At 36.1% G+C, this 25,512-nt stretch carries 17 protein-coding genes; 3 read left to right on the top strand and 14 right to left on the bottom strand.

The genetic code is table 11. The features are described 5' to 3' along the window. Positions 1-22: 22 nt before the first annotated feature. The 8 genes from HN014_RS11140 to hpaH all read right to left on the bottom strand — a co-directional run bounded on the left by HN014_RS11140 (position 23) and on the right by hpaH (position 8,114). A complete protein-coding gene (locus HN014_RS11140) occupies positions 23-1,483 on the bottom strand; it encodes an NAD-dependent succinate-semialdehyde dehydrogenase (RefSeq protein WP_176028949.1) in 1,461 nt (486 codons plus the stop codon). Positions 1,484-1,486: 3 nt separating this feature from the next. Further along, complete coding sequence (locus HN014_RS11135; RefSeq protein WP_176028948.1) at positions 1,487-1,849, bottom strand: 5-carboxymethyl-2-hydroxymuconate Delta-isomerase; 363 nt, start codon at positions 1,847-1,849, stop codon at positions 1,487-1,489. Positions 1,850-1,854: 5 nt separating this feature from the next. Then, positions 1,855-2,835, bottom strand: coding sequence for a 3,4-dihydroxyphenylacetate 2,3-dioxygenase (gene hpaD, locus HN014_RS11130; RefSeq protein WP_176028947.1), 981 nt, complete (start codon positions 2,833-2,835; stop codon positions 1,855-1,857). Between the two features lie 49 nt (positions 2,836-2,884). Beyond that, positions 2,885-4,426 (bottom strand): 4-hydroxyphenylacetate 3-hydroxylase family protein, encoded by a 1,542-nt coding sequence (locus tag HN014_RS11125; RefSeq protein WP_176028946.1) that lies wholly within the window; start codon positions 4,424-4,426, stop codon positions 2,885-2,887. 6 nt (positions 4,427-4,432) lie between these two features. Continuing rightward, on the bottom strand, positions 4,433-4,909 hold the full coding sequence (locus tag HN014_RS11120; RefSeq protein WP_176028945.1) for a flavin reductase family protein: 477 nt from the start codon (positions 4,907-4,909) through the stop codon (positions 4,433-4,435). A 2-nt stretch (positions 4,910-4,911) separates the two neighbouring features. Then, positions 4,912-6,429 carry a 5-carboxymethyl-2-hydroxymuconate semialdehyde dehydrogenase gene (hpaE, locus tag HN014_RS11115; protein WP_176028944.1) on the bottom strand — a complete coding sequence of 506 codons (1,518 nt, stop codon included), beginning with the start codon at positions 6,427-6,429 and terminating at the stop codon, positions 4,912-4,914. A gap of 110 nt (positions 6,430-6,539) precedes the next feature. Next, on the bottom strand, positions 6,540-7,307 hold the full coding sequence (locus tag HN014_RS11110) for an aldolase/citrate lyase family protein (RefSeq protein ID WP_176028943.1): 768 nt from the start codon (positions 7,305-7,307) through the stop codon (positions 6,540-6,542). A gap of 3 nt (positions 7,308-7,310) precedes the next feature. Beyond that, positions 7,311-8,114 (bottom strand): 2-oxo-hept-4-ene-1,7-dioate hydratase, encoded by an 804-nt coding sequence (hpaH, locus tag HN014_RS11105; RefSeq protein ID WP_176028942.1) that lies wholly within the window; start codon positions 8,112-8,114, stop codon positions 7,311-7,313. Between the two features lie 208 nt (positions 8,115-8,322). Between hpaH and HN014_RS11100 the strand changes: the two genes are divergently transcribed. Further along, the gene (locus tag HN014_RS11100) at positions 8,323-9,192 is read left to right on the top strand and encodes a fumarylacetoacetate hydrolase family protein (protein WP_176028941.1); all 870 of its coding nucleotides are present in this window, start codon (positions 8,323-8,325) and stop codon (positions 9,190-9,192) included. Between the two features lie 262 nt (positions 9,193-9,454). Here the strand turns inward: HN014_RS11100 and HN014_RS11095 are convergent, their stop codons facing one another. From HN014_RS11095 to HN014_RS11075, 5 genes are all read right to left on the bottom strand, one after another. After that, entirely contained in the window at positions 9,455-13,075 is a 3,621-nt protein-coding gene (locus tag HN014_RS11095) for a T9SS type A sorting domain-containing protein (protein WP_176028940.1), read from the bottom strand. 284 nt (positions 13,076-13,359) lie between these two features. Then, on the bottom strand, positions 13,360-14,223 hold the full coding sequence (locus HN014_RS11090) for a VOC family protein (RefSeq protein WP_176028939.1): 864 nt from the start codon (positions 14,221-14,223) through the stop codon (positions 13,360-13,362). A 72-nt stretch (positions 14,224-14,295) separates the two neighbouring features. Further along, complete coding sequence (locus HN014_RS11085; protein ID WP_176028938.1) at positions 14,296-15,240, bottom strand: hypothetical protein; 945 nt, start codon at positions 15,238-15,240, stop codon at positions 14,296-14,298. 181 nt (positions 15,241-15,421) lie between these two features. Further along, positions 15,422-16,042 carry a Crp/Fnr family transcriptional regulator gene (locus HN014_RS11080; protein ID WP_176028937.1) on the bottom strand — a complete coding sequence of 207 codons (621 nt, stop codon included), beginning with the start codon at positions 16,040-16,042 and terminating at the stop codon, positions 15,422-15,424. A 364-nt stretch (positions 16,043-16,406) separates the two neighbouring features. Next, positions 16,407-17,711, bottom strand: a complete 1,305-nt coding sequence (locus HN014_RS11075; RefSeq protein WP_176028936.1) for a S8/S53 family peptidase — start codon at positions 17,709-17,711, stop codon at positions 16,407-16,409. A gap of 402 nt (positions 17,712-18,113) precedes the next feature. Here HN014_RS11075 and HN014_RS11070 point away from each other — a divergent pair, with 402 nt between their 5' ends. Then, positions 18,114-18,728 (top strand): hypothetical protein, encoded by a 615-nt coding sequence (locus HN014_RS11070; RefSeq protein ID WP_254883989.1) that lies wholly within the window; start codon positions 18,114-18,116, stop codon positions 18,726-18,728. A gap of 122 nt (positions 18,729-18,850) precedes the next feature. Here the strand turns inward: HN014_RS11070 and HN014_RS11065 are convergent, their stop codons facing one another. After that, positions 18,851-22,879 carry an agmatine deiminase family protein gene (locus HN014_RS11065; RefSeq protein WP_176028935.1) on the bottom strand — a complete coding sequence of 1,343 codons (4,029 nt, stop codon included), beginning with the start codon at positions 22,877-22,879 and terminating at the stop codon, positions 18,851-18,853. Positions 22,880-23,752: 873 nt separating this feature from the next. Here HN014_RS11065 and HN014_RS11060 point away from each other — a divergent pair. After that, positions 23,753-25,477, top strand: coding sequence for a trypsin-like serine protease (locus HN014_RS11060; protein WP_176028934.1), 1,725 nt, complete (start codon positions 23,753-23,755; stop codon positions 25,475-25,477). The last annotated feature ends 35 nt before the right edge of the window (positions 25,478-25,512 follow it).

Raw genomic sequence — 25,512 nt, 5'->3', positions numbered from 1 at the left:
AGATAGTATAAGGCATATGAGACTACTCAATTCCCCCTATACACAAATATTTAAGTTCCAGATAATCATCCATTCCATACTTTGATCCTTCTCTCCCAAACCCACTCTCTTTAATCCCTCCAAAAGGAGCCAAAGTTGTTGATATTAATCCTGTATTTATTCCAACCATTCCATACTCCAGAGCTTCTGCTACTCTCCATATTCTTGCATAATCCTTCCCATAAAAATAAGAAGCAAGTCCAAAGGGAGTATCATTAGCCATTTGAATCACTTCTTTCTCAGTTTGGAAAGAAAAAACAGCCGCTATCGGTCCAAAGATTTCTTCATGGTAAACCTTCATGGAAGTATCCAGATTACAAAGTAATGTAGGTGTATAAAAATTATTTCCAATAGCGCTTCTTGTTCCTCCATAAACCACCTTTCCTCCTTTTGCTACTGCATCTTCTACAAGCTCTTCTACAAATTCCAATGCCTGGTGGTCTATCATCGGTCCAATTGTAACCCCTTCTTCTAATCCATTTCCGACTTTTAATTTCTGAATTGCTTTGGCTAATTTAACGGTAAATTCTTCTTGTATATGTTCGTGTACAAAGATCCTATTGGTACAAACGCAGGTTTGTCCAGCATTTCTATATTTAGATACTATAACTCCTTCAACAGCCTTATCGATATCCGCATCTTCAAAAACGATAAAAGGCGCATTACCTCCTAACTCCATAGAGACTTTTTTGACTGTATCTGCACATTGTTTGATCAATATTTTTCCAATCTCTGTAGACCCGGTAAAAGACAGCTTTCTAATTATCGGATTACGCGTCAACTCTTCTCCTACCGCTCTGGAATCACTAGAAGTTACTACATTAAAAACGCCTTTGGGTATTCCTGCTTTCTCTGCTAAATACGCTAATGCCAAAGCAGACAAAGGAGTATTTTTTGCTGGTTTGACTACCACCGTACAACCTGCCGCCAAAGCAGGTGCTACTTTTCGTGTAATCATCGCATTAGGAAAATTCCAGGGAGTAATGGCTGCAACTACACCAATAGGTTGTTTTAATGTAATGATCCGTTTGTCTCTAGCGTGAGCGGGAATTACATCTCCATAAGTCCTTTTTGCCTCTTCGGCAAACCACTCTACAAACGAAGCCCCATACCTGATTTCTCCTTCTGCTTCTGCTAAGGGTTTTCCCTGCTCCAATGTCAAAATCTCTGCCAACTCCTTGACATGTTCGATTTGTAATTCAAACCACTTACGCAAACATTTGGAACGTTCTGTAGCGGTCTTCATTTTCCAGTCATGGAATGCTATATTTGCTGCCTCAATGGCTTTTTTAGTTTCTTCTTTCCCTAAATCAGCAACCGATGCAATCACAGAATCATCCATCGGATTAATTACATCAAATGTTTTATTATTAGCATCCCTAACCCACGCTCCATCGATATAGGCGCTTGTCTGGAATAACAAGGTATTACTGTTATGTTTCATTCGTTATCTGATAGCATTTTTAGTGATATCTAATCCAGTGATCAACTCTTTGACCTCTGTAGACAATATAATTTCTTTATTAGTGATCTCTTTCTGGAAATACTTTTCCAATAAACTTATTCCAATTTGAGAAAGTTTCTTTCTTACTTCCAGAGAGCGCCCTTCTCGTAATCGAAGCAATAAATTTACCATTTTATAACTGGGATTACCATCAATTATAAAATGGACAGTAGATGGTACTGCTCTACATTTTATTCCCATTGCAGAAACATAGCCTGTTTCAACCAGTTTGTTTTTCAATTCTTCAAAAAAAAGTTTGAAATCCAGCGATACATTATCAGAATATTCCAGTGTAATATGTGGCATCTGTATTAATTTGCTATGATTGGTCTTGCTTCCATTTTAGCCTCTTTTACAGGTGTATTCACAAAAGAAGTCCCATGTTCAAACCAACTTTTGGGTGCTGGTGCTCCCCAAAGCGTCTGTCGCTGTGGATCTTTCAAATCCCACCCTAAGGGTTCCAGATCCGGATCTACTGTAAGATAATCACAGGTGTATATCTCTATTCGATGTCCATCGGGATCTAATACGTACAGAAAAAAAGCATTGGATACCCCATGTCGTCCCGGACCTCTTTCAATGTTTTCAACAAATCCGGATGTTGCCATCACATCTAAGAGGTGAATAATATTGAGTGCTGTAGGCACCCATATAGCCGAGTGATGCAAACGAGGTCCATCTCCATTTGTCAACGCCATATCATGTACATTCCCTTTGCGATGCATCCAGGCGGCCCACATCTCTCCTTTTTCAGTAGTAGTATATTCAGTCAACCGAAACCCAAGCTCGTTTACAAAAAACTCATAGGTTTCCTGTGCATTTGGTGTAAACACATTAAAATGGTCAAATCGTTGCGGATGCATTCCCTGATAGGATTGGTATTCTCGTAGTTTATGAGCCACCTTTTTCATTCTGGCATAAAACTCCAGAATAAACCCTTGTGGGGTAGTGACCTTTAACGTTCTATCTTCTGCATATTTATCTACCCATTCTGATCGTATATTTTTTTGATCCAGATGTTCTTTAAGGGCATCCAAATCTTTTTCAAAAGCTACTTTAAACCCTACTGCTAAGACACAAGGTTCTTCCGTTACTTTTAAAATATAAGAATGATGTTGCTGTTCCTCGAGGCACCTGAGATATAATGCCTCATCCGTTCGTTCGGTTTCTATTAATCCCAGTGTTTCTACATAAAACTTTCTGGAAACCTCCAAATCTCTGACTCCGTATTCTACATGACTACAGCGAATAATATTGAATGGAAGGTTAAAATTGTGCTTCAGGACTTTCATTATCTTTTATTTTTTTAAATTCAGTTGTGTTGTACTTCTATAAGGTAAATCAGGTTAACCAGGTATTTGTCCAACCATTTATGTCATAATCATCCATACATTTTTGGACCATAGCGGTACATTTATCCAGAGATTTAGAAGCCATGGCTTGTCTAAGAAGATCTAATCGTTGTAAATCCTGACTTCCGGAGTAATTTCTTTCATACAAAGAGTGTCTCCCTGCAAACTCAGAATACATGGAATCCCAGATTAATTTGAATAATTTAATTCTATCCGTAGCCTCTAACCCCGTTCCTACATAATACTGCTCTATATATGGTCGTAACTCCACATTCAATAAGTCTTTATTACTAGAAATCGTATACACTGGTGCGCCTCCCAGGACGCTTTCAAAAATTTCGCGTACCCGATCCCAGCAATTGGACATATATAGGCGTAAGGCTGCTGCTACCTCTGCATTTGGAACAACTCCAGTACCACAAGAGACTACATCATTAACCATACTTGTAGTAAGCGACCACAGTGTGTTTTTTATTCCTATTAATTCTCCCGTTCCTGCTTGTACCCCTCTAAACTGTGCTGTACCAGATGCCTTGGTTCCTTCTGAAAATAACCCTATACAAAACTCCAGTTTAATCGCTAATCGAACGGCTGCCTGTAAATTATACCGATTAAAAAAACCAGATTCTTTATAAAACTGTTTGCATCGATCAATATCTCTATATACCAATACGTTTTCCCAGGGAATGAAGGCATGATCCATAATGATTACAGAATCGTTTTCATCATACCTAGAAGACAATGGTGCATCATATGCACTATTTGCATCATGCTCATAAGATGGTCTACAAATCATTTTAAGTCCCGGTGTATTCATATCTGCAAAAAATATGACAGCCATATCTTCATCTCTGTCTTTTTCCATCATAGAAGTAATATTACCGGTAAGCCCTACAAATGTTCCATGCGTCAATACAGAACCTGTAGCGACCATTTTGGCTCCTGAGACATAAATCCCTTTGTCATCCTCTTTATCTACACTCACAAAAACATTCTTTACATTAACCCTGTCTTTGGATCTATCAACTGGAGGATCTACTAATACATGATTCAGGAACAAGCATTTTTCTGCTGTTTTTTTATACCAGTTAATAGCATTTTGTTGAAACTCTTTTTGATAAAACCCAGCATTATCCTGTAAATGCGCCATAAATGCTGCTTTATATTCTGGAGTTCTTCCCATCCATCCATAATTTATGCGCTGACTAACCTCAATAGCTTTTCGAGCTTCATCCAATTCTCTAGGAGTATAACTAGGTGCAAAAAACTTATGGGTAACAATACCATTCTTATCTACCAGCAACAGATCATCCTGATAACGTTCATCATGCATTGCATCATAAAATCTGGCAATACTTCTAGCTGAATTCCTAAAAGCTTTATGTTCTGCTATATTGGTAATTCGCTCTCCATTAAACCAAATTTCTCTACCATCATCCAGAGAATTGAGATACTCCTGCCCAGTAAAAATCTTATTTTCATACTCTTTTGAAAATGGTCTGTTTTTCGCAGTGTTTTGTTCTGTAATCATGATATCTTAGATTAATGTTTTTGTATATGTTTTATAGCCCCCCGAATAATACATCAAAGGGTTTAGCTGTTCATTTCTATATAAATCCTTCACTTCACATAAGACCAAATAATGATCTCCTGCAGGGATGATTTGATTGACTTTAGTCAAGTAATACCCCAGCGCATTTTTGATTACTGGATAATTTTTTATGTTCTCAAATAAGAGATTGTGATCCAGATGGTTTTTTCCTGCAAAATGATTACTGATTTCTTCTTGCTCTTCAGACAAAATGCTAATGGTTATCTTTTTCCCTTTTTCAAGTGTTTCGAACAATCGGGTTCTTGTATCTACAGAAAATAATACCAATGGAGGAGCTAATGAAACTGACAAAAACGAATTTGCTGTCATCGCTCTCACTTCTTCATCTGCATCCCCGGAACTCACTATGGTAATCCCTGTCACAAATCCTCCTGCTACCTGTCGTAGTTTTTTTGTATCCATATCTATTGATTTTTGCCCAGTTGCGGAATGAGGTGATCACCAAGTGCAACTGATATATTTTTAGTTTCCATATAGAAGTCAAAGCTATATTCTCCTCCATCACGACCAATTCCACTGTATTTTACTCCTCCAAAAGGAGCTGGCAGATGTCTTACATTTTGAGAATTAACCCAAACCATACCTGCTTCTACTTCCTGAGCTACTCTATGAGCTCTTCCGACATCTTTAGTCCATATATATGCGGTAAGTCCATACCTTACACTATTAGCTATTGTGATCGCTTCTTCTTCTGTTTCAAAAGGAATCACGGTAAGAAACGGTCCAAAAACTTCTTCTTGAGCAATACGCATGTTTTGAGTTCCATCGATAAAAAGTGTTGGGTTCACATAACATCCCTTTTTAAGTTGATCTGGAGTTCCTCCTCCTACTACAAGAGTGGCACCATCTTCTTCTCCAATTGTTCCATATCGCAATACCTTTTCCTGATGGGTAGGATGTATCATGGGACCAACCTCTGTAACCGGATCCAATGGATTCCCTACCTTAATATTTTTTACCCGTTGAGATAACTTCTTTACAAATTCATCATACACCTTTTTTTGAAGGAGTAACCTGCTACTCGAAGTACAACGTTCTCCATTCAGGCTATACTTCATAAATACGGCTGTATCCAACGCCCTATCCAGATTTGCATCATCAAAAACAATAATTGGATTTTGCCCTCCCAGTTCGAGATGAACTCTTTTTAAGGTAGTTGCTCCCTGTTTCATGATCAAGCTTCCTGTGGTGGTTTCTCCTATAAAGGCTACTGCTTTAATAGCCTCATGCTCTGTTAGTGACTTTCCTGCTGTCTCTCCAAAACCATGTATCACATTCCAAACTCCCTTGGGTAAACCTGCCTCGTGAGCAAGCTTCACCAAATAGTCTGCAGTTATTGGGCTAAATTCGGCCGGTTTATGGACTACCGTACACCCTGATGCCAGTGCAGGTGCAATTTTCCAGGTACTCAACATAAATGGAGTATTCCAAGGAGTAATCACCCCTATAGGTCCGATGGGTTGTCGAATAGTATAATTAATATGATGAGTATCGGGGGTAGACAATCCGTTTGGAGCATCAATCACTTTATCTGCAAAGTATCTAAAGTTTGCGGCCCCTCTAATAGCAGCCTTTTTCATAAAACGGATAGGCTGTCCAGTATCGTAACTTTCCAGCACCGCGATATTTTCGGCATGTTCTTCTATTTTGGCTGCAATAGCATACAATATATTTCTACGCTCCTGATGTGGCATCTTTTTCCAGGATTCAAAAGCTTTCTGAGCTACATTTGCCGCCTGATCAACATCTTCTTTACCTGACAAGGCTACCTTAGTTATAAATTCACTATCAACAGGAGAATGCACATCAAAGGTATCTCCGGAGATGGCTGCTGTTCGCTCTCCTTCTATAAAGTTTTGAATCCCATTTTTCTTAAGACTGGGTAACAGTTGATTCAGTATTTCTAAATTAGTATCTAACATTATGTTTTGAAAAATTAGATTTGTATGAGGTTACTTACTTGATAAAAGTAGTTTAGTCAGAAAAAACACTTTTGCATTTTTATGTAAGAATTATTATACTTTTATGCGTGTTATTTTATTGTATTCATGAGTTTTTGCGCACTATTCGCCAGTAACAATGTATCGACTCCTATACCTAATAAATTAGCTCCTTTACTGCTATAAAAAGCAATCAATTCACTGGATAATGCCAGTACACCTGCCGTTTTATTTTTTTCTCGGATTTTAGTAAGAGCCTTAGCAACCATTTCTTTTACTTGGGGATGCGCTGGATTTCCTAAATGCCCCATAGAGGCAGCCAGGTCTGCAGGACCGATGAAGACTCCATCTACTCCATCAACTGCTAAAATTTCATCAAGATTATCTAATCCTTTGATTGTTTCTACCTGACAGATTAAACACATTTGACTATTTGCTTTAGCAAAGTAATTCTCCAATCGATTCCATTTTGAAGCTCTTGCAAGTGCCGTACCAACCCCTCTATTCCCTTCGGGTGGATAACGCATATCTTTTACTAACTGCATGGCTTGTTCTGCTGTTTCAACCATTGGAATCATTACATTTTGTACACCTATATCCATCAATTGCTTAATTAATACAGTATCTCCTACAGGAGGTCTTACGATTACCTGAGTATCATACGCTGATAAAGTTTGAAGTTGTAATTGTATTTTTCGGATATCGAATGGAGCATGTTCTCCATCTATCAATATCCAGTCAAAATCGGCACAAGCGAGGATCTCGGCAACAACCGTATCTACTAGACCATTCCAGACTCCATAGGTACGTGCTCTATTTACCACCTTTTTTTTCAATATATTATCTTCCAGTTGCTTCATACCTTACAAAAATTTACATTCAACTTTTCCGAGTTCATTATAATCTGCTGTAACACGATCCCCTTTACTTACTTTTATAGGTCTCGTAAATGATCCTGATAAAATGATCTGACCTGCTTCTAGGGCTATACCGTGATTCGCATACTTCTGAGCTAACCAGACAACGCCTTTTGCAGGATGATCTAGTACAGCTGCTGCTACTCCGGATTCTTCAATACATTTATTCTTATATAAAAGCGCGCTGACCCATCTCAGGTCTATTGTTGTCGGTTTCACCTTCTCCTGACCAAGAATAATTGCTGCATTCGCTGCATTGTCTGCAATAGTATCCCTAACCGTACGTGTATATCCATTCTCTGGATGTACTCGATAAGTTCTGGCTGCGATTACTTCTAATGCAGGAGTGACATAATCTGTAGCCGCTATAACATCTTCGACTGTCAGGTATTTTCCAAACAACGGTTTCTTTAATACGAACGCTAATTCTACTTCTATTCTCGGGTCTAAAAAATCAGAAGCTTTGATTGTACAGCCATGTTCAAAGTACATACTATCCAACAATGTCCCATAATCCGGCTCATCTATGGACATAGCTGCTTGCATCACTTTTGAAGTCAACCCTATTTTGTACCCTATTACCTTCTGTCCTTCGTTCTTTTTAATTCGCATCCACTCTTCTTGGATAGCATAGGAATCTTCTATTTGCATTTCAGGATATCTCACTGTAGTTGCTTCTAACTGTAGTCTTTTTTTTTCTGCCTGATGTAACAGAACAGCTTCTTCTTTTATTTGCTTCTTACTAAGCATATTGTATCTTTTTTGTATTGTACATAGTTCGTTATTTATTTAGAATCATGTTTTACAAAAAGTGTATTAATCCTTATAGTTTTATGTAAATTATTTTTTATTTAAACAAGAAAAGAGCTTCATATAAGTTAAAGAAAAGCTACACTTTAATGCAATACAAAAAGAAATTTCAAATCTATTTTTGGAATTCTAAAATGAGCGTTTAACTATGAAATTTGCATCATATAAGATCAATAACAGGATTACCTATGGATCAATAATAGAGAAGGGAAACAGTATTTTCCTGACAGATATTGGAAAAGATCATGGTTTTGACTTATGTCATTGGATCCAGACGGATCGTTTAGAAAAATTAGAAGATATTGCCCGGAATACTGGAATTGCGTATACAGAACAGGAGATCGAATATGTTCCTCCTATATTATCTGGAGAAAAAATCGCTTGTATCGGGGTTAATTATACGAATAGAAATGCTGAGTACAAAGACAATTCTGAATTACCTCAATATCCAAGTTTGTTCTTGCGATATCTGGATTCTTTTACCGGACATCAACAAAACCTGGTTCGCCCTCCTGAATCTCATCAACTAGATTATGAGGGAGAAATTGTCATTGTCATTGGTAAACCGGGAAGACGTATCCCTGAAAATAGAGCACTGGAACATATAGCAGGTTTGACCTTAATGAATGAAGGAACCATCCGCGATTGGGTTCGACATGCAAAATTCAATGTTACACAAGGAAAAAACTTTGAGAAATCGGGTGCAATCGGTCCTTGGTTTGTGACCGCTACTGAGATTACAGATTATACGAACCTAACTATAGAAACTCGTGTCAACGGGGAAGTACGTCAACAGGACACAACCGCTAATCTTATGTTCTCATTCGCTTATATCATTTCATATCTCAGTACTTTTATGACTTTAAAACCAGGTGATATGATTTCGACAGGAACACCTAATGGAGCTGGCGCCAGATTCAGTCCTCCTATCTATTTAGCTCCTGGAGATATCGTTACAGTAAGTGTTCCTGAAATTGGTATTTTAAAAAATGGTGTTGAGGATGAAAAGAGTATGTGAATAACCTTCTTATTCCCTAATGTCATCTGTCATTTTCTATACTACTCATAAAGAAAACACTTCCTCGTTTATTTCTAAGAACAATTGATCAATTATCTATTATATATCAATTCAATAGGTTTAGTTCTTTTTATTATCTGATATTCTTCTACCGGTTTTTGAATAAAAAATGTCTTATATACAAATTCCCCAGACTCATCCAGGGAATTTGTTTGAAAAACAGGTATCACCTCCTAATGCAACAGCAAGTGATATTTCTTTATTACTTTTTCAAAATCTTAAATGTTTTATTTGTCTTTTTACCTGTAATTTTAACGATATAAGTTCCTTTGGGTAAACTCTGAATATTTAAGAAATACTGTCCGATCTGTGTTCTGATCTGATTTATTTTCTTGATATTATTACCTAATGCATCAAATACGTCTATCGTTACTTTTTTATCAAATTTGCGAATCGTTTTGAAATCTATCTGACAAAAATCATGAGAGGGGTTAGGCCATAATAACAATGGTAACTCTGTTGTTTCTTCCGGTCGTTTAGACGTTTCCCCTTCTTTTACTCCAAACAACTGAAATCTTGCATCACATTTCTCGATGTAAGGAGCATACTTTTCTATCTCATGAACAGGTGTCCAGGTAGTTATATCAGGTTGATCTGAAAAAAAGTTTTTACCTAAATAATGAGCGGGAGCTCCTTTTATATCCGAACTATATATGTCATATGTTCCCCAAATCCACTGAGACTTCTCATTCTTTAGGTGAGGTATAATACTTATCCAATAGGTTCCCTCTTCTAATTGAAGTATTGAAGGTAACACTATAGAAATATCTTTATCAAGAAAATCCAGCTTATCTACAGAATACTCTTCTCTTAATGTTCCTGGTTTTCCATTTTGATCATTATACAACTGAATTTTCAAAGAACTAATATCTTCAACGGCAAAAGGTATATATTCACTAGAATGTGTAAAAGCTATAATTCTTCTAATATTCCAAATTTCTCCTGCTGGGATCGTAAAATCGTCTGCTCCTTGTGAGGCATATCCTTGATCATTAGTATACGATGTTAAAAAGGAGTTCACTGTTCCTCGTTGCTTCTGATCATATAACATTGGTTCCTTAGATATAAAAGAGAAACCTTCAGAAGTTTGTTCTTCTCCTTTTTTGGCTATCAGTGTAATTGTAGCACTTCCCACATTTGTATTTCCTTTATAGTTCAGCGTTAACAAATCTCCGTTTAATGCTGCTGTCACTAATGCTGGATTAGAATTGATAAGTGATATGGAAGGAGGGTTTCCATCATCAGTCTCAAATACGTTGGATACATCTATAGAAGTTGTATAATTATCCCGATAATCTACCTCAATATTATCCAGCATCTGTGCCACGTGTATCGTAGGTTCTGGAATTGGATTAAAAAATACCGGGAACTTAGCAGAGAACATTCCATTTCCATGAGATGATATTGCTATAAATCCATCTTTTCTGGTTTGTACTGTTGTTGTCAATGCATTTCCTACTACAAAAGGCTCTTTATACCAGTAGGTGTTTTTTCCTTTCAAATGACGAGTATAATACAACCCTGTACTAGTCGCCACAAAAACAGTTTGAAAATTCACTCCTAGAGCACTATTACTACCTCCCAAAAAAGCAGATGCTTTAGCAGAAGGACCATTTCCTTTTCCATCCGATTGTTCTTCCAGATTCCCTCCGATATCAGTCCAGGTTTCTCCTCCGTCTTCTGTAATAAAAAGACTGGGAATTCCATAATTAGAATAAGTTACTATTGCGCGATCTGAATTTGATGGGTCTACATTTATATGATTAATATACCCCTGAGGTAACCCCTTTCCGGAGCTAATATCTTTTGCCGGTCCATTGGCTACATTGGCATTATCTAGTCGATATATAGTTCCGGTTTTAGTTCCGATATACATTCGGTTCCCTACAGGGTATCTTGATAATCCAATAGCCGATGGCGTTCCTGACACTCCTAATTCTAACCCCTCCCAGTTGATAGTTATATGTTCCTGATTACCGGTAGCAGGAATACTATCCAGGTTATTATTTCTCCACACTGTTTTCCTTCCCAGATAATACATGATGTTATCATTGATCGGGTCTAACATAAACGGAACAATAAAACCATGAAGATTAGCCTCTTTTGGAGACACCACTGTTCCCGAGTCTATTACAGTGCCATTATTATCCTTTTTATATCTAATCACATATCCTCCTTGCGTCGAAACATACATGGTTTTTCCATGATCAGCAATCGCACTGTATCCTCCATCTGCCCCATGAATAAAATCCCAAGGATGATCTGATCTTCTGGAGTCACTATACCAGCTTCCATTATCCTGAAAACCTGCTAATAGTTCTTCTTTTTTAGAATTCGGGTCAAATGAAACATGATATGGTTGTGTTGTATAATATCCATTACTTAAAGATTTCCATTTCATTCCTTCACATCCTTTGCCCATAAGATTATTCGTGAGGTGAACTCCTCCATCATTTGCAGAAAGCATTTTATTAGGATCTGATTCATAAAACCATAAGGCATGTTGATCTGCATGATGGTATTCCATTCCTGTATCAGAACAATACCCCCCGACTCTGTCTTTTATCTCTAAAGGAGTTGTAAGTCCCGTTTCGGAACGAAATAAATTGGCGCCTCCTACAAAAATGATATTTGGATTTGTAGGGTGGACTTCAAAGACCATATTATAACCTCCTTGCGTGGTTAAACTATTTACAAAACCTTGATTCATTAATAGATTTTGACTCAAATCTGTCCAGGGCTCTCTATCAGTTACCTGATATCGGTAAACGTTTGCTGAGTTATAATCCTCTCTCATCGTGGTAACAAATAAATAGATTCGATTCTCATCAGAAGGATCTATTTCAATAATTGCTCTTCCATTAAAATTTTTAGTCATTTCAAGAGGTGGCGAAATATCTTTCCAGGTATTTCCCTGATCTGTTGAAGAGAAAAAAAAGGGTTGGTCAGGATTCTGATAAAAAGAAGAATCTCCATTATATGCCGCATATACCTGACCGGTAGGAGACACTGCAATATTATACCCTGATCCAAAACGTTGATTTACAGGATCAATTGTTCGAATGGTTTCAAAAGTGTTTTCTTCCCAGCGATAAACGCCTTCTGTAGAAGCCACATACAAATTACCGGTAGTAGCGTCAACTGCTAAACTATTTACGAAAGCAAATTCTTTTTTTGCTTTTTTAGTCATAGGCACTACAGAGGAAGATAGTACCGAAAAACTTCTTCCTCCATTCACCGATTTATAAATCCCCCCTGCTTCAAAAGAGATGCCATCTCCGGTTGAACCGTATCGCTCTCCTCCTCCATAATACCAGATATGCTCTTTACCTGGTCTTGGATCCTGAACAATACTGGTTATAGCAGGGTTATCATAGAAACCTGAAATTTGTCTCCAGGAATTCCCGGCATCTTCTGATCGCCACAATCCTCCAGTAACTCCTCCTGCCAGAATTACGTTTTCATTCGTTCGATCAACTGCCAATGCACGCGTACGCCCTCCAACATTTGCAGGTCCTCGTTGCTTCCAGTAGTAATAATTATGTTTTCCTGATTTTTGTTGTTTTGCAACCGATTTTGACAACTCTTTTCCTTCTAAAATTCCTTTGACAAAAGCTATTTCCTTTTTTCGAATATCCTCCGGAAGCTTTTTTGTAGAAGGATCTACTATTTTTTCCATATGATATTCCCAACGAGCTCTAGGGTTATCCCGAGGAGATGTTTGAGAATCCTTCAAAGAAACCTGTCCTTGAAAACCTGAAAAAGTATTAGTAGACGATCTTGTTTGAGTTTGTTGTGCAACTCCTGTAAGTCCGGTAGTCAATACCCCGAAAGTTAAACAGTATGTCCTTAATCGGCGAAAATTTTTTTTCCTATAAAGTTTCATATTAAGTTGATTTTGTGAGGAATAAAGGAAGAAAAACTCACGATTTTTTTTTCTTTAAAAAAGAATAATGTTTTCTTAAAAAGTTATAAAATATATAGTATAACCTTCGAAAAAATCTATATTAACCTTCAAAAATAAACTTTACAACTTATATCTAACCGCGTAAAAAAACAGTGTACAACATAGAAAAAACATTTAAAAACCTATATGCGCACATATATTTATATTGCTTGGGTTACTATAATTTCATGTGCATCAAGTGTATTAAAAATAATACTGGTTTCTCTTTCTACAAACTGCACTTCATAGAGTAACAACTTTTCTTTTACGGTTTCTAAATTCCCTACAAAATTAATTGATTTAAGACCTCTTTTATTTCGGCATAAATCAAAACCTTCTTTATATTCACTCCCCCAATAATATTGAATCTCAATAAACAAATGATTTTGTTGATACATCCATTCTCTATTTTCGATAGCATCAATGTCTGGATTCGGAGGTACTAATTCTCTATCTCCTAAAAAGTAAAGTGTAAACCCTTCTCCCTTTTCTACATACATTCGTACGAATAGCTTTAGTCCTAGAGTGCTCTCGAAAAAACGCAGCATTTTTACCGGATCTTTTGTACGAATCGTCAGTAGACCTAAAACCGGTTGTTCTTTTAAGAAGAACAAATCATTAGATACTGTCTGCCTGCTATGTTGTTCAAATGTTTTCTGAATAAATTCTATCTTATGACTTTCTGTATCCGCGGTGTGCATTAAATACCCGATATCCCCGAATTGGTATGCCTCTCCTGTAGTGTGTTTTATTTGGTTTAATCGATGATATACTCTTTTAATATCATCTACAAATAAACTATACTTCCAATAATTATCCTGCATCTCATGTGCATAACTTATATTCTCACTCTCCTGATTATAGATAAGCTCCAGATCATATCCTCTTGCTTTACTTTCCAGACAAAAAATGGTATGATTTTCAACTTGGTATTGTTCTACAAGTCTGAACCCTATTATATCCTGATAAAAAGAGAGTGTCTCTTCTGGGTGGTTTATATGTAATGAAAAACCTTTAAACTTCATTTTATTTCTCTTAAAAAAGAACTGGCTTTAAAAATATATTAAACCTCATTCTTGTTATATTTATAATATCGATTAATACTGTTTTAAAACCTGAAAATCGTCGTAATCCAATAACCATTTTCCATCTTTTAAAATCCATTTCTCCTGATAAATCTTTCCTTCTCCTATATTCATCGACCAATTAGATGAAAGTACTACTCGGTTTTCTGCTACGGATGTAAATGTAGGGGAGTGATAAATTAAATTTTTAGCACCTCCTTTGATAAGTTCTGTCCAAAATGTCTGTATGCCTTTCTTCCCTATTACCTCAGGAAAAGGAGAAGGGCTTAAAGTTGCATTTTTTGTATAGCCATCACTACATGTTTGAATATTTTGGGTATTGAATCCTGTTGTCCAATGCATAGACGCTTTAATAACTCCTTCTAATGCTTTGTGACTTGCCAATGGGTCTGTTTGTATTGTTTTGGGAGCTCTAAAGTGTTCTAAGATTTCAAAATCATCATAGGTAATTACCCATGTTCCATTTACTTTTTCCCATTTTTCCTGATAGATTACCCCTCTTCCGACATTCATCTGCCAATTGGCAGATAAAAGTACCTGTTTTTCATGTATCACTGCTACATTGACATCAGTATATACCAGATTGGAAGCTCCTGACTTAATAAAATCAATCCAAAACTGTGATATATTTTTATTTCCATTTTTACCCCCTACCGGAATCACACGCATGTAAGCATTTTTTGCATAGCTCTTCCCACATTTTTCTCCTTTTCCTTTATTAAATTCTTCTATCCATTTTTTGCTAGCTGTCAATACTTCTAGCGCTACCTGATGGTGTGCTAACGGAGGCTGTTCTATATAGTTTTGCGCTGTTTTTATCTTTTGGTTTTTAGGTTCCTGCCCTACACAAGATCCTATAAATAGAGTAAATACGCCCGTCAATACCATTAATTTATTCAGATACATCATCATAATTTTTAAACTTAAATTAGGTTGTTCATTATCATTATGATGCAAAATAACCGGGTTTTTTAATGATAAACCTGTGACAAATGTCACAAGCAATAAAAACAAGGTCTAATAACTCAGTAATTAGAAATTTTCCTGCTAAGGTCTTCCCAACCATTAGCAAAACAGGTTCTCTATTTTTGATGTAAAAAAGGGGGGCTTCTATATGGTTCTCTTCTTATTGAAAAGTTTATATTAAAACTTTAATTGTTTTTTGCCCTAACACTAATTTTTTCTCTTGCTCCAGTTTTTTTAAAATCCTAGAAATAACTTCTCTTGTCGTCCCCAATTCTTTAGCTAACTGCGAATGAGAAAGGTATAATGTACTGTCTGAAGATTCCTGGATAATGTAGTCTAACAAGCGATTTTTGAGTGGTTCAAATGCCAATTTGGAATAGTTAAAAGACATGATAGTAAGACTTTCCCTAAATGTATTAATCGTAAAATCATGCCAGGATCGATAGTTAAAACTCCACTCCTTTACAAAGCGGACAGGGATATTTAATAAAACAGTATTTTCTTCTGCAACTGCATTCACATTACTCTTACAATGCTCAAAACACGCAGAAAGTGATAGAATACATGTTTCCATAGCTCTTAAATAGTATACTAAAATTTCTTTATCTTCATATTGCTGATAAACTCTTATTCTTCCTTTGACAACAATTTTAAGAAGTGTGATATACTCATCCTCTTTAATTGCATATTCTCCTTTTTTTAAAATAGTGCTGTACGCATGTTCTTTTAATTCAGAAATCAACTCTTCTTCTGTAATGTGATAATACTTAATAAATTCCTGTAAATATTCCATCTATATCGTACTTAATCTTTCTACTACCTTTGTTACTAGTGCACAAAATATAATAGTAAGATGTAATTTTAATTTCGAGTCCCACTCAGAGCCTACACATCTCGATTATCAAGTAATAAAATATAAATATATAATATCTCAAAGCTTATTTCTTCATAAAAGAATAAGAATTTACATCCCTATCCAGAGAGAAAACACATTTGCTAATGTTATTGCATCCATTATCCTTCTTCATCATTTATTCCTTCTCGGAAAATACAGTATAGTATTATATATTTTAGAGGGGTTTCTAAAAAGCGATACTTATGAGCTGCTGATTAACACCTCATAAGTATCGGAATTATAAAAAAAAGAAATGAAAATATTATCTACCTATTATGTTTATTATTTGTGCCAATGGTACAGGTTTGGTATGACCATTTCTTGTAATATTTTGGTTTCTGTTGATTGTTGGATTATTGTTTGTCAATGCAATAACCGCAGCAACTACAGGAGAAGCAAAAGATGTTCCTGAATCACCAGGTCCTCCTACATCTACATTTCCAAAACGGTCGATAGAAGTCATTTCCACTCCAGGAGCCCAGTAATCAATCACCCTTCCAAACATGGAAGAATCCCACACCTGATCTCTATTATTTATCGCTCCTACAATGTACACATTATCATTTGCAGTACTATTCATAGATTCTACGAAGGGGTTTAGATCTAAATTGATTCCATCATTCCCTGCTGCAATTGCCCCTGGACGAATCCTTCCCAGATTTGCAATAGCAGCCGCTAATAAATCTGCCTGATCTTTAAACCCTCTACGAACCAAGCCTTGGTATGAAGAGGTAGGTCCTCCGCTCATATTCCAAACATCATTAGGACCGATATTTCTGGCTACATAATCATACGCCTCAGTAATCGATGCTAATGTTGCCCCTGTGCCAAATACTCTTATAGACACAACTGTAGCGCCATAAGCTACTCCTACAATTCCTGATCCGTTCATTTTTGCAGCTGCGATGGAAGCTACCCGAGTTCCATGGCTATCTGCCCGTGTATCTTGCCATGCATTTGCTGGCTCCCCAGCAATAAAATTACGACTTAATCTACGATCAATATTCAGTTCATTAACCTCAGCTATTCCGCCATCAAAAAACCAAATTTTTTCTCTTCGACCATCAGCATATCCTACCCTTTGATTAGCATATGGTACAATCTCTCCGTTAGGTAATCTCCTATCAAAAATAGGGTCATTCATTTTTGTCCCTGTATTTTCCTGAGTTGGTAAGTTAACTGGTGTTAAATTAAACTCCATCGGGATATTTTTAATTACACTTTTTACAGCCGGATCCTCCTGAAGTTGATTATACGTATCTTCTGAAATATCATGAAGTACAATTCCTTTGAATATACTTTGGTAATCACTTTTGATCTGATCACTGGTAATTCCATACTTTTTTAATAATCCTAAAGACTCCTGTTTTACTGCATTACTCTTAATACTTTGATTGTGAAATACTACAATGTATTCTCCCTTAACGATCTGAATGTTGCTTTCTTCTCCTAATGTTGGATCTATCCCATCTTCTTCTTTATTACAAGATGTAAAAGTTAAAGCTGCTGATAAAAGCAATGCACAGCTTTTCGGGAACATGTCGTTTTTAATTTTTGATAAATTCATATGAGTTTATGTTTTTAAAAGTTCAGGTATAAAATTAGCCGGAGGGGTACATACATATTTAGTCAAAATTTCCCTTTATGAGATATTTTGTATTTTATTAGCACCTATCCCTTAGATACTTACGGATTTTAAGAAATATCAACTCTTAAAATTGTTAATACATTGCTAATTTTCTGGAACTTCCTCCCTACTCACCTTACTCAATGAAACAAAAAAGACACTAAAGAATAACAAAAACAACAAGTAACTCCCTAATAACTTCTTTTTTGTTAGCAAAACCTCTTGTTAAAAAAGTATAATAACAAATCACCTAAGGTGTCTCATTCCCCATAAAAATCTACTCTATAAAATGTTGTATATCTCCTTAAAATGTCATTTATTTACATTTTAAGGAGATAATTTATGAAAATATTATTACTAATTACAACTGTTTTTATCATGCATACTAAATTAATATCACAGCAAATTTCTTTTAATGATATGAAGTCCTATATAGAGGTTTTTCAAGAAAAATTAAGCATTCCTAATGGCTATCATTTTCATTCGGTAAAAAAAGTTATGGCGGACAAAGTTTCTGCATACCTATTCCGATATCAGAAAAATGGAGAACAATTAATCAGTGAAGAGCATTTTTCCTTTATTATCTCTGAAAAGGAAAAGCAAATTTTAGGTTTTACCCATATGGATACAAAATATGCAACTCAAAAAATGATTTCTAAAGAACAAACTAAAGCAATTGCTATTGAATTTCTAGTTAAAGTTGACTCTACCCTAGCAATAAATGTAAGAAATTTATGGATTGCCCAACACGACGAGAAGATTGTTGTCAATGGGAAGCCGTTGACAATTTCTGGAATGAAATATAAATGTCACCGGGAAATTAAAGATGATTATGCCTGGGTAATTGTTGGTTTTGATGGATCGATAATCACATTTGAGCGGAATATTAAATGGAACTATAGAGATAAAATCAGAATTACAGAAAAATGGTTACATGATTCCTGGATTTCTGAATAAATGGCTATCATGACCTGACCTGATTTTTTTGACTTTCATGAGTGTACTTTTAAATTTTAAAAGACAAAAAAAGCGCCTTTTTAATAAAGGCGCTTTCCTAATTTACTTATTGTAGTACGATATTAATGTTTTAAGAAACGTTTTACATAACTGTTCTTTCCGGATGTTATTTTTAAAATATACATTCCGTTCTCTATTGTTTCTACGTCTATTTTCTTAGCTTTTTCTCCGCTCATAATAACTTTTCCTGTTACATCAAATATGCGATATGATGATGATTTAAGTAGTGCTTCTGGCAGAGAAATTGATAATGTACCAGAGAATGGTTCCTGATAAATTATCAGTTCTATTGCTGATGGCAGGTATGACGCCAGAGAAGTTAGCTTCTTACTTCCATTACATGCACCTAGGTTATCCCAACCTCCTGAAGCATTTTTTTGATACAAGGTATTATTATATACTACCTTATCCCCAGGTTGATATACAACTCCTGATCTCCATGGCTCTACTCCATCACAAATTCCTCCTCCGGGAGTTTTCTTGGTTGTAAATGTTATTATATCCGAATACGGAGCATCTGTTCCTTGTACATTTCCTGTAGTACCACATCTCCCTAAATTATCCCAACCATTCGAACTATTCTTTTGGTACAAGGTATCATTATATACTACCTTATCTCCTGGTTGGTATACTACTCCTGAACTCCATGGGGCAACCCCGTCACAGATATCTCCTGTAGCTCCTGTACAGGTATATTTTATACGTAACTGATAGGTTGTTTCCGGACTAAGATCTCTCAACCCTAAAGTATTTGATGTAGCTTCAACTATTGTATAAGCATTAGCAGTAGTCTTTTTATATTCCACAATATAAGTAGTCGTTCCATCTGCAACATTCCAATCAATAGTAGCTGACACATCTTTTATATCAGAAGCTACTACTCCTGTTACTTTCTGACAATCACCTCCCGTATCTCCTATTGTCTTAACAGAAACGATATTAGAAAATGCCGAATAGTTTCCTGCTGCATCTTTTGCTCTGACTTTAAAACGATATGAAGTATTAGGTGTTAATCCCATTACCTGATAACTGGTAGTAGTTCCCGAAGTTTTCAAAACATCATCTTGATAAATTTCATATCCAGTTACACCTACATTGTCAGTAGAAGCAACCCAGCTAAGATCAATAGTTGTTTGCGTTACATTTCCTGCTGTTAGATTCGCAGGTGCTGTAGGCGCTTGTGTGTCTTCTGATATTGTCGTGGCAGTAACAGTATTACTAGACCTTGATTTATTTCCTGCAGCATCCTTAGCCAATACCTTAAAAGTATACGCTGTCCCTGCTGTTAATCCCACAGCCTGGTATCTTGTTCCAGTAACCGTTCCGATCATGGTATTTCCTTGGTATACCTCATATCCGGTTACACCTACATTATCAGTAGAAGCCCCCCAGCTAAGGTCAATGGTAGTTTTAGTAACATTGCCTGCTGTTAGATTCGCAGGTGCTGTAGGCGCTTGTGTGTCCGATCCTGTTGCGTTACATTTAAACTGTCTTTCCCAGCCTGCCTTGGTAAATTCAAATACTGATTTATATTCTTCTCTCCAAGGTTTCCATTTTGCACGATCTCCTATCTCATAAAACAGTGTTTCATCCGCATCAGGAACTTTATCACAAGCCGTATTGGGTGCAGTTCCTCTGGAAGTAGTCACATTCACTATGTTACTAGCAGAAGAAATGTTCCCTGCCACATCTTTTGCTCTTACGGTATATGTATATGCTGTTTCTGGTGTTAGAGCAGTCGCATTAAACTTTGTATAGTCTGGCTTAACCGTTGCCACCTTTTTTGTCCCTTCATACACTAAATATTCTGTTACCTTTACATTATCTGTAGCTGCTGCCCACGTTAATGTCAAACTGGTTGCTGCTACATTGGATACTGCTAAGTTAAGCGGAGTTGTTGGTGCCTGTGTTTCCAATGTGGAAATAGATATCGCGTCAATAGCAATTCCTGCACGGGAATTTGTCCCTGTAGTGCGATTAAAGCGTAATTGTACTGTTTCTCCAATGTATTCTTTCAGGTCAACTGTTACAGGAGACCAAGTGGTAGTCTGATTATTTGGTGTTTGCCATATTTTCTCCCAGGTAAATCCATTATCATCACTAGCTTCCAGGTATAAAGAACCGGTATCATTCCCTCCATAGTTATAATGCTTAAAGGTAAGCTTTGCAAAACTAGCACCTGATAGATTAAGGCAAGGTGATTTGAGAATTGCTTGTTTATTAGAAGTCCCTTCTGAATTATTTATAAATAAATAATAATCCCCATCAGCAGCATTGATTGGTTCTGTTTGCCCCATTGTACTAAATTTCCAATCTAAATCATCCGCAGTATCCTGAATCCAGTCTCCTAAAGAACTTTCAAAACTTTCTTTATATGATGGATGTGCAGTAATTTCTTTCGAACAACTGGAAGCACACCAAAACGTATATGCCCCACCTTCTGCACCTGTCATTGGATATGTCATTGTCTTTCCATTATTAGAGGTAGCAGACAAATAGTACTCTATCATGTCATTGCTTGAAGCCGAAGATAATGTAATAGCAGATTTCCAATGGTTAGCTGCTTCTTTTGTCATCCTTGTTTGAGTCCAGGTAGTTGTTCCTTTTACTCTTGAAAACAATGTTGCCTGTTTTATTCCACTTTTATTAGTAATCACAGCATCAATCGGATACGAAGATTGACATCTATTTACTTCACCTCTATATGCGTAATGCTTAAATCTAACAGGGTTTTCTGCTGCAAACTCCTTTGTTACACAGTGTATAGAGCCTCCTAAACCTTGTAGAACACGACCATCAACAGTAATAATCTTATACCCAGGATATTTCTTTTTCAAAATATCCAATGCCGCTCTATCTCCTTCTATATTACCGGTTTGACCATCGTTAAATACTGGTTGTATGATTGTTTTATTAACAATTAAATGATTGCTATACGTTCTGTTGGTCCCATTAATACTTTTGGCTGTATCAAATATAGATCCATCATCACGAGTCGGAAAAGGGATGGTATTAAAAGCATAAGGTTTTCCTGCCGAACTTGTTTGTTTTTCTAAAAATTCAATGTTATTCAGGACATTTTGATAATCTACATATTCTGATATATTAGCCATTTCCATAGGCTGCTTTGTATACACGAAAGTGTTCTCATCCGTCATATCCAAATATAAATCAACATGCCCTGTTCCTCCATCATCTATAAGCCTATCTAAAACATATAACTTTTTTAAGTTAAATGACTTTTTTAACATATTTTCAACTTCTGCTTTAGAATAGTCCAAACTATTATTTTCAAACACGGCACTACTTGTAGTTAATGTCTGTTGTCCATCCATCAGGGTATTTCCTCCTTCAAATCTGATCGGCATATAAGTATAGTCTATAGCCATTTCTTTGGCCCATAGTGGAGTTAACTGATCATCCTTACCTCTACCTCCATAATTTAAATCTACCCAACCGATTTTATCATCAGCTCCATAGTAAAAATTAATCGGACCAAAATCTCTGGTCCAAAACTGATCTGAAGGGTTCACTAAAAACTGATAATTAGTAAGTGGTGTTCCTTGTTCTCTAAAATGACGAATTAGAATATCTTTATCCGATTGTTTTCGTACGTTTATATACACCTTAACTCCTGCTTGCTGTATTCCATTGATCAATTCTCTAAAAAATTTTCCATAATATGTAAAATCAGGAGCATTTGCATGATAAGGGTACGTCACAAAGATTCCTTGAACTTCTTCGAACTCTCCCGGAAACCTAGCATCAGCAGGAAGTTCCATAGTGGCATTACTTGCCGAGCTTCGCGATTTTTTACTATTCGCCTTTCGATATTTTTCTAATTCATCGTTACTTATTTTACGTTTACTTTTTTCTTTATATTCTTCTAATTCTTCTTTTGTTAACTTCTTGTTTTTTATATAATTATAAATAACTTCTAATTCTGCAGGTGATGGGTTAAAGTTACTATCGCCTTTTGTATATTTTTCTATTATCAGCTTCTTTTCTTTAGAAGTAAAAACTTCCTGAGCCTTTAATACACCTGTGAAAAATATAGCTACAATAGCTAAAATGAGATTAATTTTTCGCATGATTCATAAGTTGTTTTAATTTGTGTTTAATTAAGTATTATTACCCCCTAAGACATCAAAAAACGAATACCCCCCTAAAACTTATAGGCTAAAAAAATGTTAATATTAAGATGCTATTTTAACACAAAATCAACCAGTTAACATCTTTTCAAGATCATAAAACCATAGTTTTTGACCCTAAAAGAGACTCTTTTGCAATAGCGTGTTTCCTTTAATCTTCTCCTATTTCAAAAAAACATATATAACTATAAATCTTATACTTAGCTCATTTAAAAGTCACATCTCATCACTTTTATCTTCTAATCGACATTGAGTCTGAACAATAATGGTTTTGATTGCCTTTTTCAATGGATAGTAGTATGTTAAAATTATAGGGATATGTTATAAAATTACACCTAAGACATGGGATACCTCACTTATTAAATAACTGAAATTCTTTGATTAAGCATTATATAAAGTCTCCTGAGTTGTTTGTTTAACATTAACAAAAAGACAACTCCCTTTCAAATAAGGAAGAAGAAAACCTCATGATGAATTAATTGTCTTACTTCCTTTATTTTTGAGGTCTTCTAGAGGGTAAAAAATTTGTTGTAATTTTTTTAACAAAATTATTGTAAGAAACCCCTAAAAAGCTAAAATATAGTTAATTACACATAAATCTTCATTTGTATTTCAGCAATAACTCATTTTTAAAATTCAGACGTAAGCACATGAATTATAGACAAATACCCATTAGCACCTCTTTTTTTTGGGTTTAGAGGTTAAATCTTACATTTTTCTTGTTCGAATATGCAATTTTGCCCTCAAAATATTTTGCAATAAGCGGTGTTTAAAAAGAACAAATCATTTTAATTTTTTTAAAACCACTAAATCATGAAAAAGTTTTATGTACTTATTTTAAGCTTGTTATGTTGTGTGATCACAACGCAACTACAAGCACAGGGAAAACCTGGATCTAAGAAAAACCCAACTATGAAAATTAAGAATGGGGAAGATGTTTTAATTGAGAACCATCCATATCAAGCAGACTTAGGAGGTTGTGGAGGTACTATTCTCGGACCAACCTGGATTCTTACTGCGAAACATTGTGTTAATGGAATGGTCGGAAGAAGAATTGGAGTTGGGTACACCAAAAGAAGTGATCGTTCTACCGGGCAAACATCAACAGTAAAAAGAGTGATTAATTTTCCATGTTCGGGATGTGATTTGAGTCTTTTAGAATTAAGCACTCCATTAGATCTATCAGGAAAATATGCAAAATCTATCAGGTATGCTTCTGCAGATGTTTTTACAAAAGGGTATGTTAAACAAGGAAAGGATTGTTACGCTACTGGATGGGGAGCTTTAGGTCCTAATTCAGGTAGTCCAGACCACTTACAAGGAGCCTTATTGAAGTTTGGAGTAGTTCAATTATCTGATGAGCGCATCAGAGTAGAGGAAACAGAAGGAAGAATGGTATGTAGAGGAGACAGTGGGGGACCACTAGTTGTATACAATAGTGACAAGTCAGAAAGAATTTTAGTTGGAGCAGTAAGTGGTGGAGAAGGAACTCCATGTACTGATTATGGTTTTTGGGGGAATGTTGCTAATGCAGCTTCCTGGATCGAAAGACAAACAGGAATTAAACCTTATACAGAAACAGGAGGTTCAGACACACAAGCGCCTACAGCACCTGCGAATCTAACAGCAGGAAATGTAACGCAAACAACTATTGATCTTACCTGGACTGCTTCTACTGACAATGTAGGTGTAACTGGATATGAGGTATATCAAGGAAATACCATGATCGGAACAGTATCTGGAACAAGATACCAGGCTGTGGGATTAACAGCTGGGACAGCGTATACTTTTAAGGTATTGGCTAAGGATGCCGCAGGGAATAAATCAAGATTTAGTAATACCGCCAGAGCAACTACCCTACCAGGAGATACCTCGGATACGCAAGCTCCTACAGCTCCTACTAACTTAACTGCCGGAAATGCCACTAAAACCACCATTGACCTTAGCTGGGGGGCTTCTACTGATAATGTAGGTGTAACCGGATATGGTGTATACCAGGAAAATACCATGATCGCAACTGTAGAAGGTACACGATACCAGGTAACAGGATTAACAGCTAATACCAGATATTCTTTCAAAGTATTAGCGATGGACGCTGCAGGAAATAAATCAAGATACAGTAACACCGCTACGGCAACAACTACAGGAGATACGACTGGTGTTTGTGATGGAGTAGCTCCATGGAGATGGGGGGTTCGCTATCGCGTAGGAGATAAAGTTGTTCACAGAGGAAACCTTTGGGAACTAACGTATAGAGGGTGGAAATTCATTTCATCTTGTAATGGTAATAAATCTGGTAAAATTGCACCTCCAATAGATAAAATCAGTGTGTATCCAGTTCCCTCTAACAAAGAACTAAATATTGTTTTTAATCCAACAGAAAATGCAATGTTTAAAATCGTTGATATGCTTGGTAGAACTGTTATCAAAGGAAAATACCAGTCTACTGTAAATATCTCAGAATTAAACGCTGGTACTTATACGTTAAAGGTTACTTCTAACGGAGCCAATTATACGACTTCTTTTGTAAAAAAGTAATCTGCCAATACCACATAACGTGAATTATAATGCTA

It is taken from the genome of Aquimarina sp. TRL1 (genome assembly GCF_013365535.1).
Taxonomy (GTDB): domain Bacteria; phylum Bacteroidota; class Bacteroidia; order Flavobacteriales; family Flavobacteriaceae; genus Aquimarina; species Aquimarina hainanensis.
Note: the sequence above shows the minus strand (reverse complement) of the source record. Positions and strands in the feature narration are given on the sequence as shown.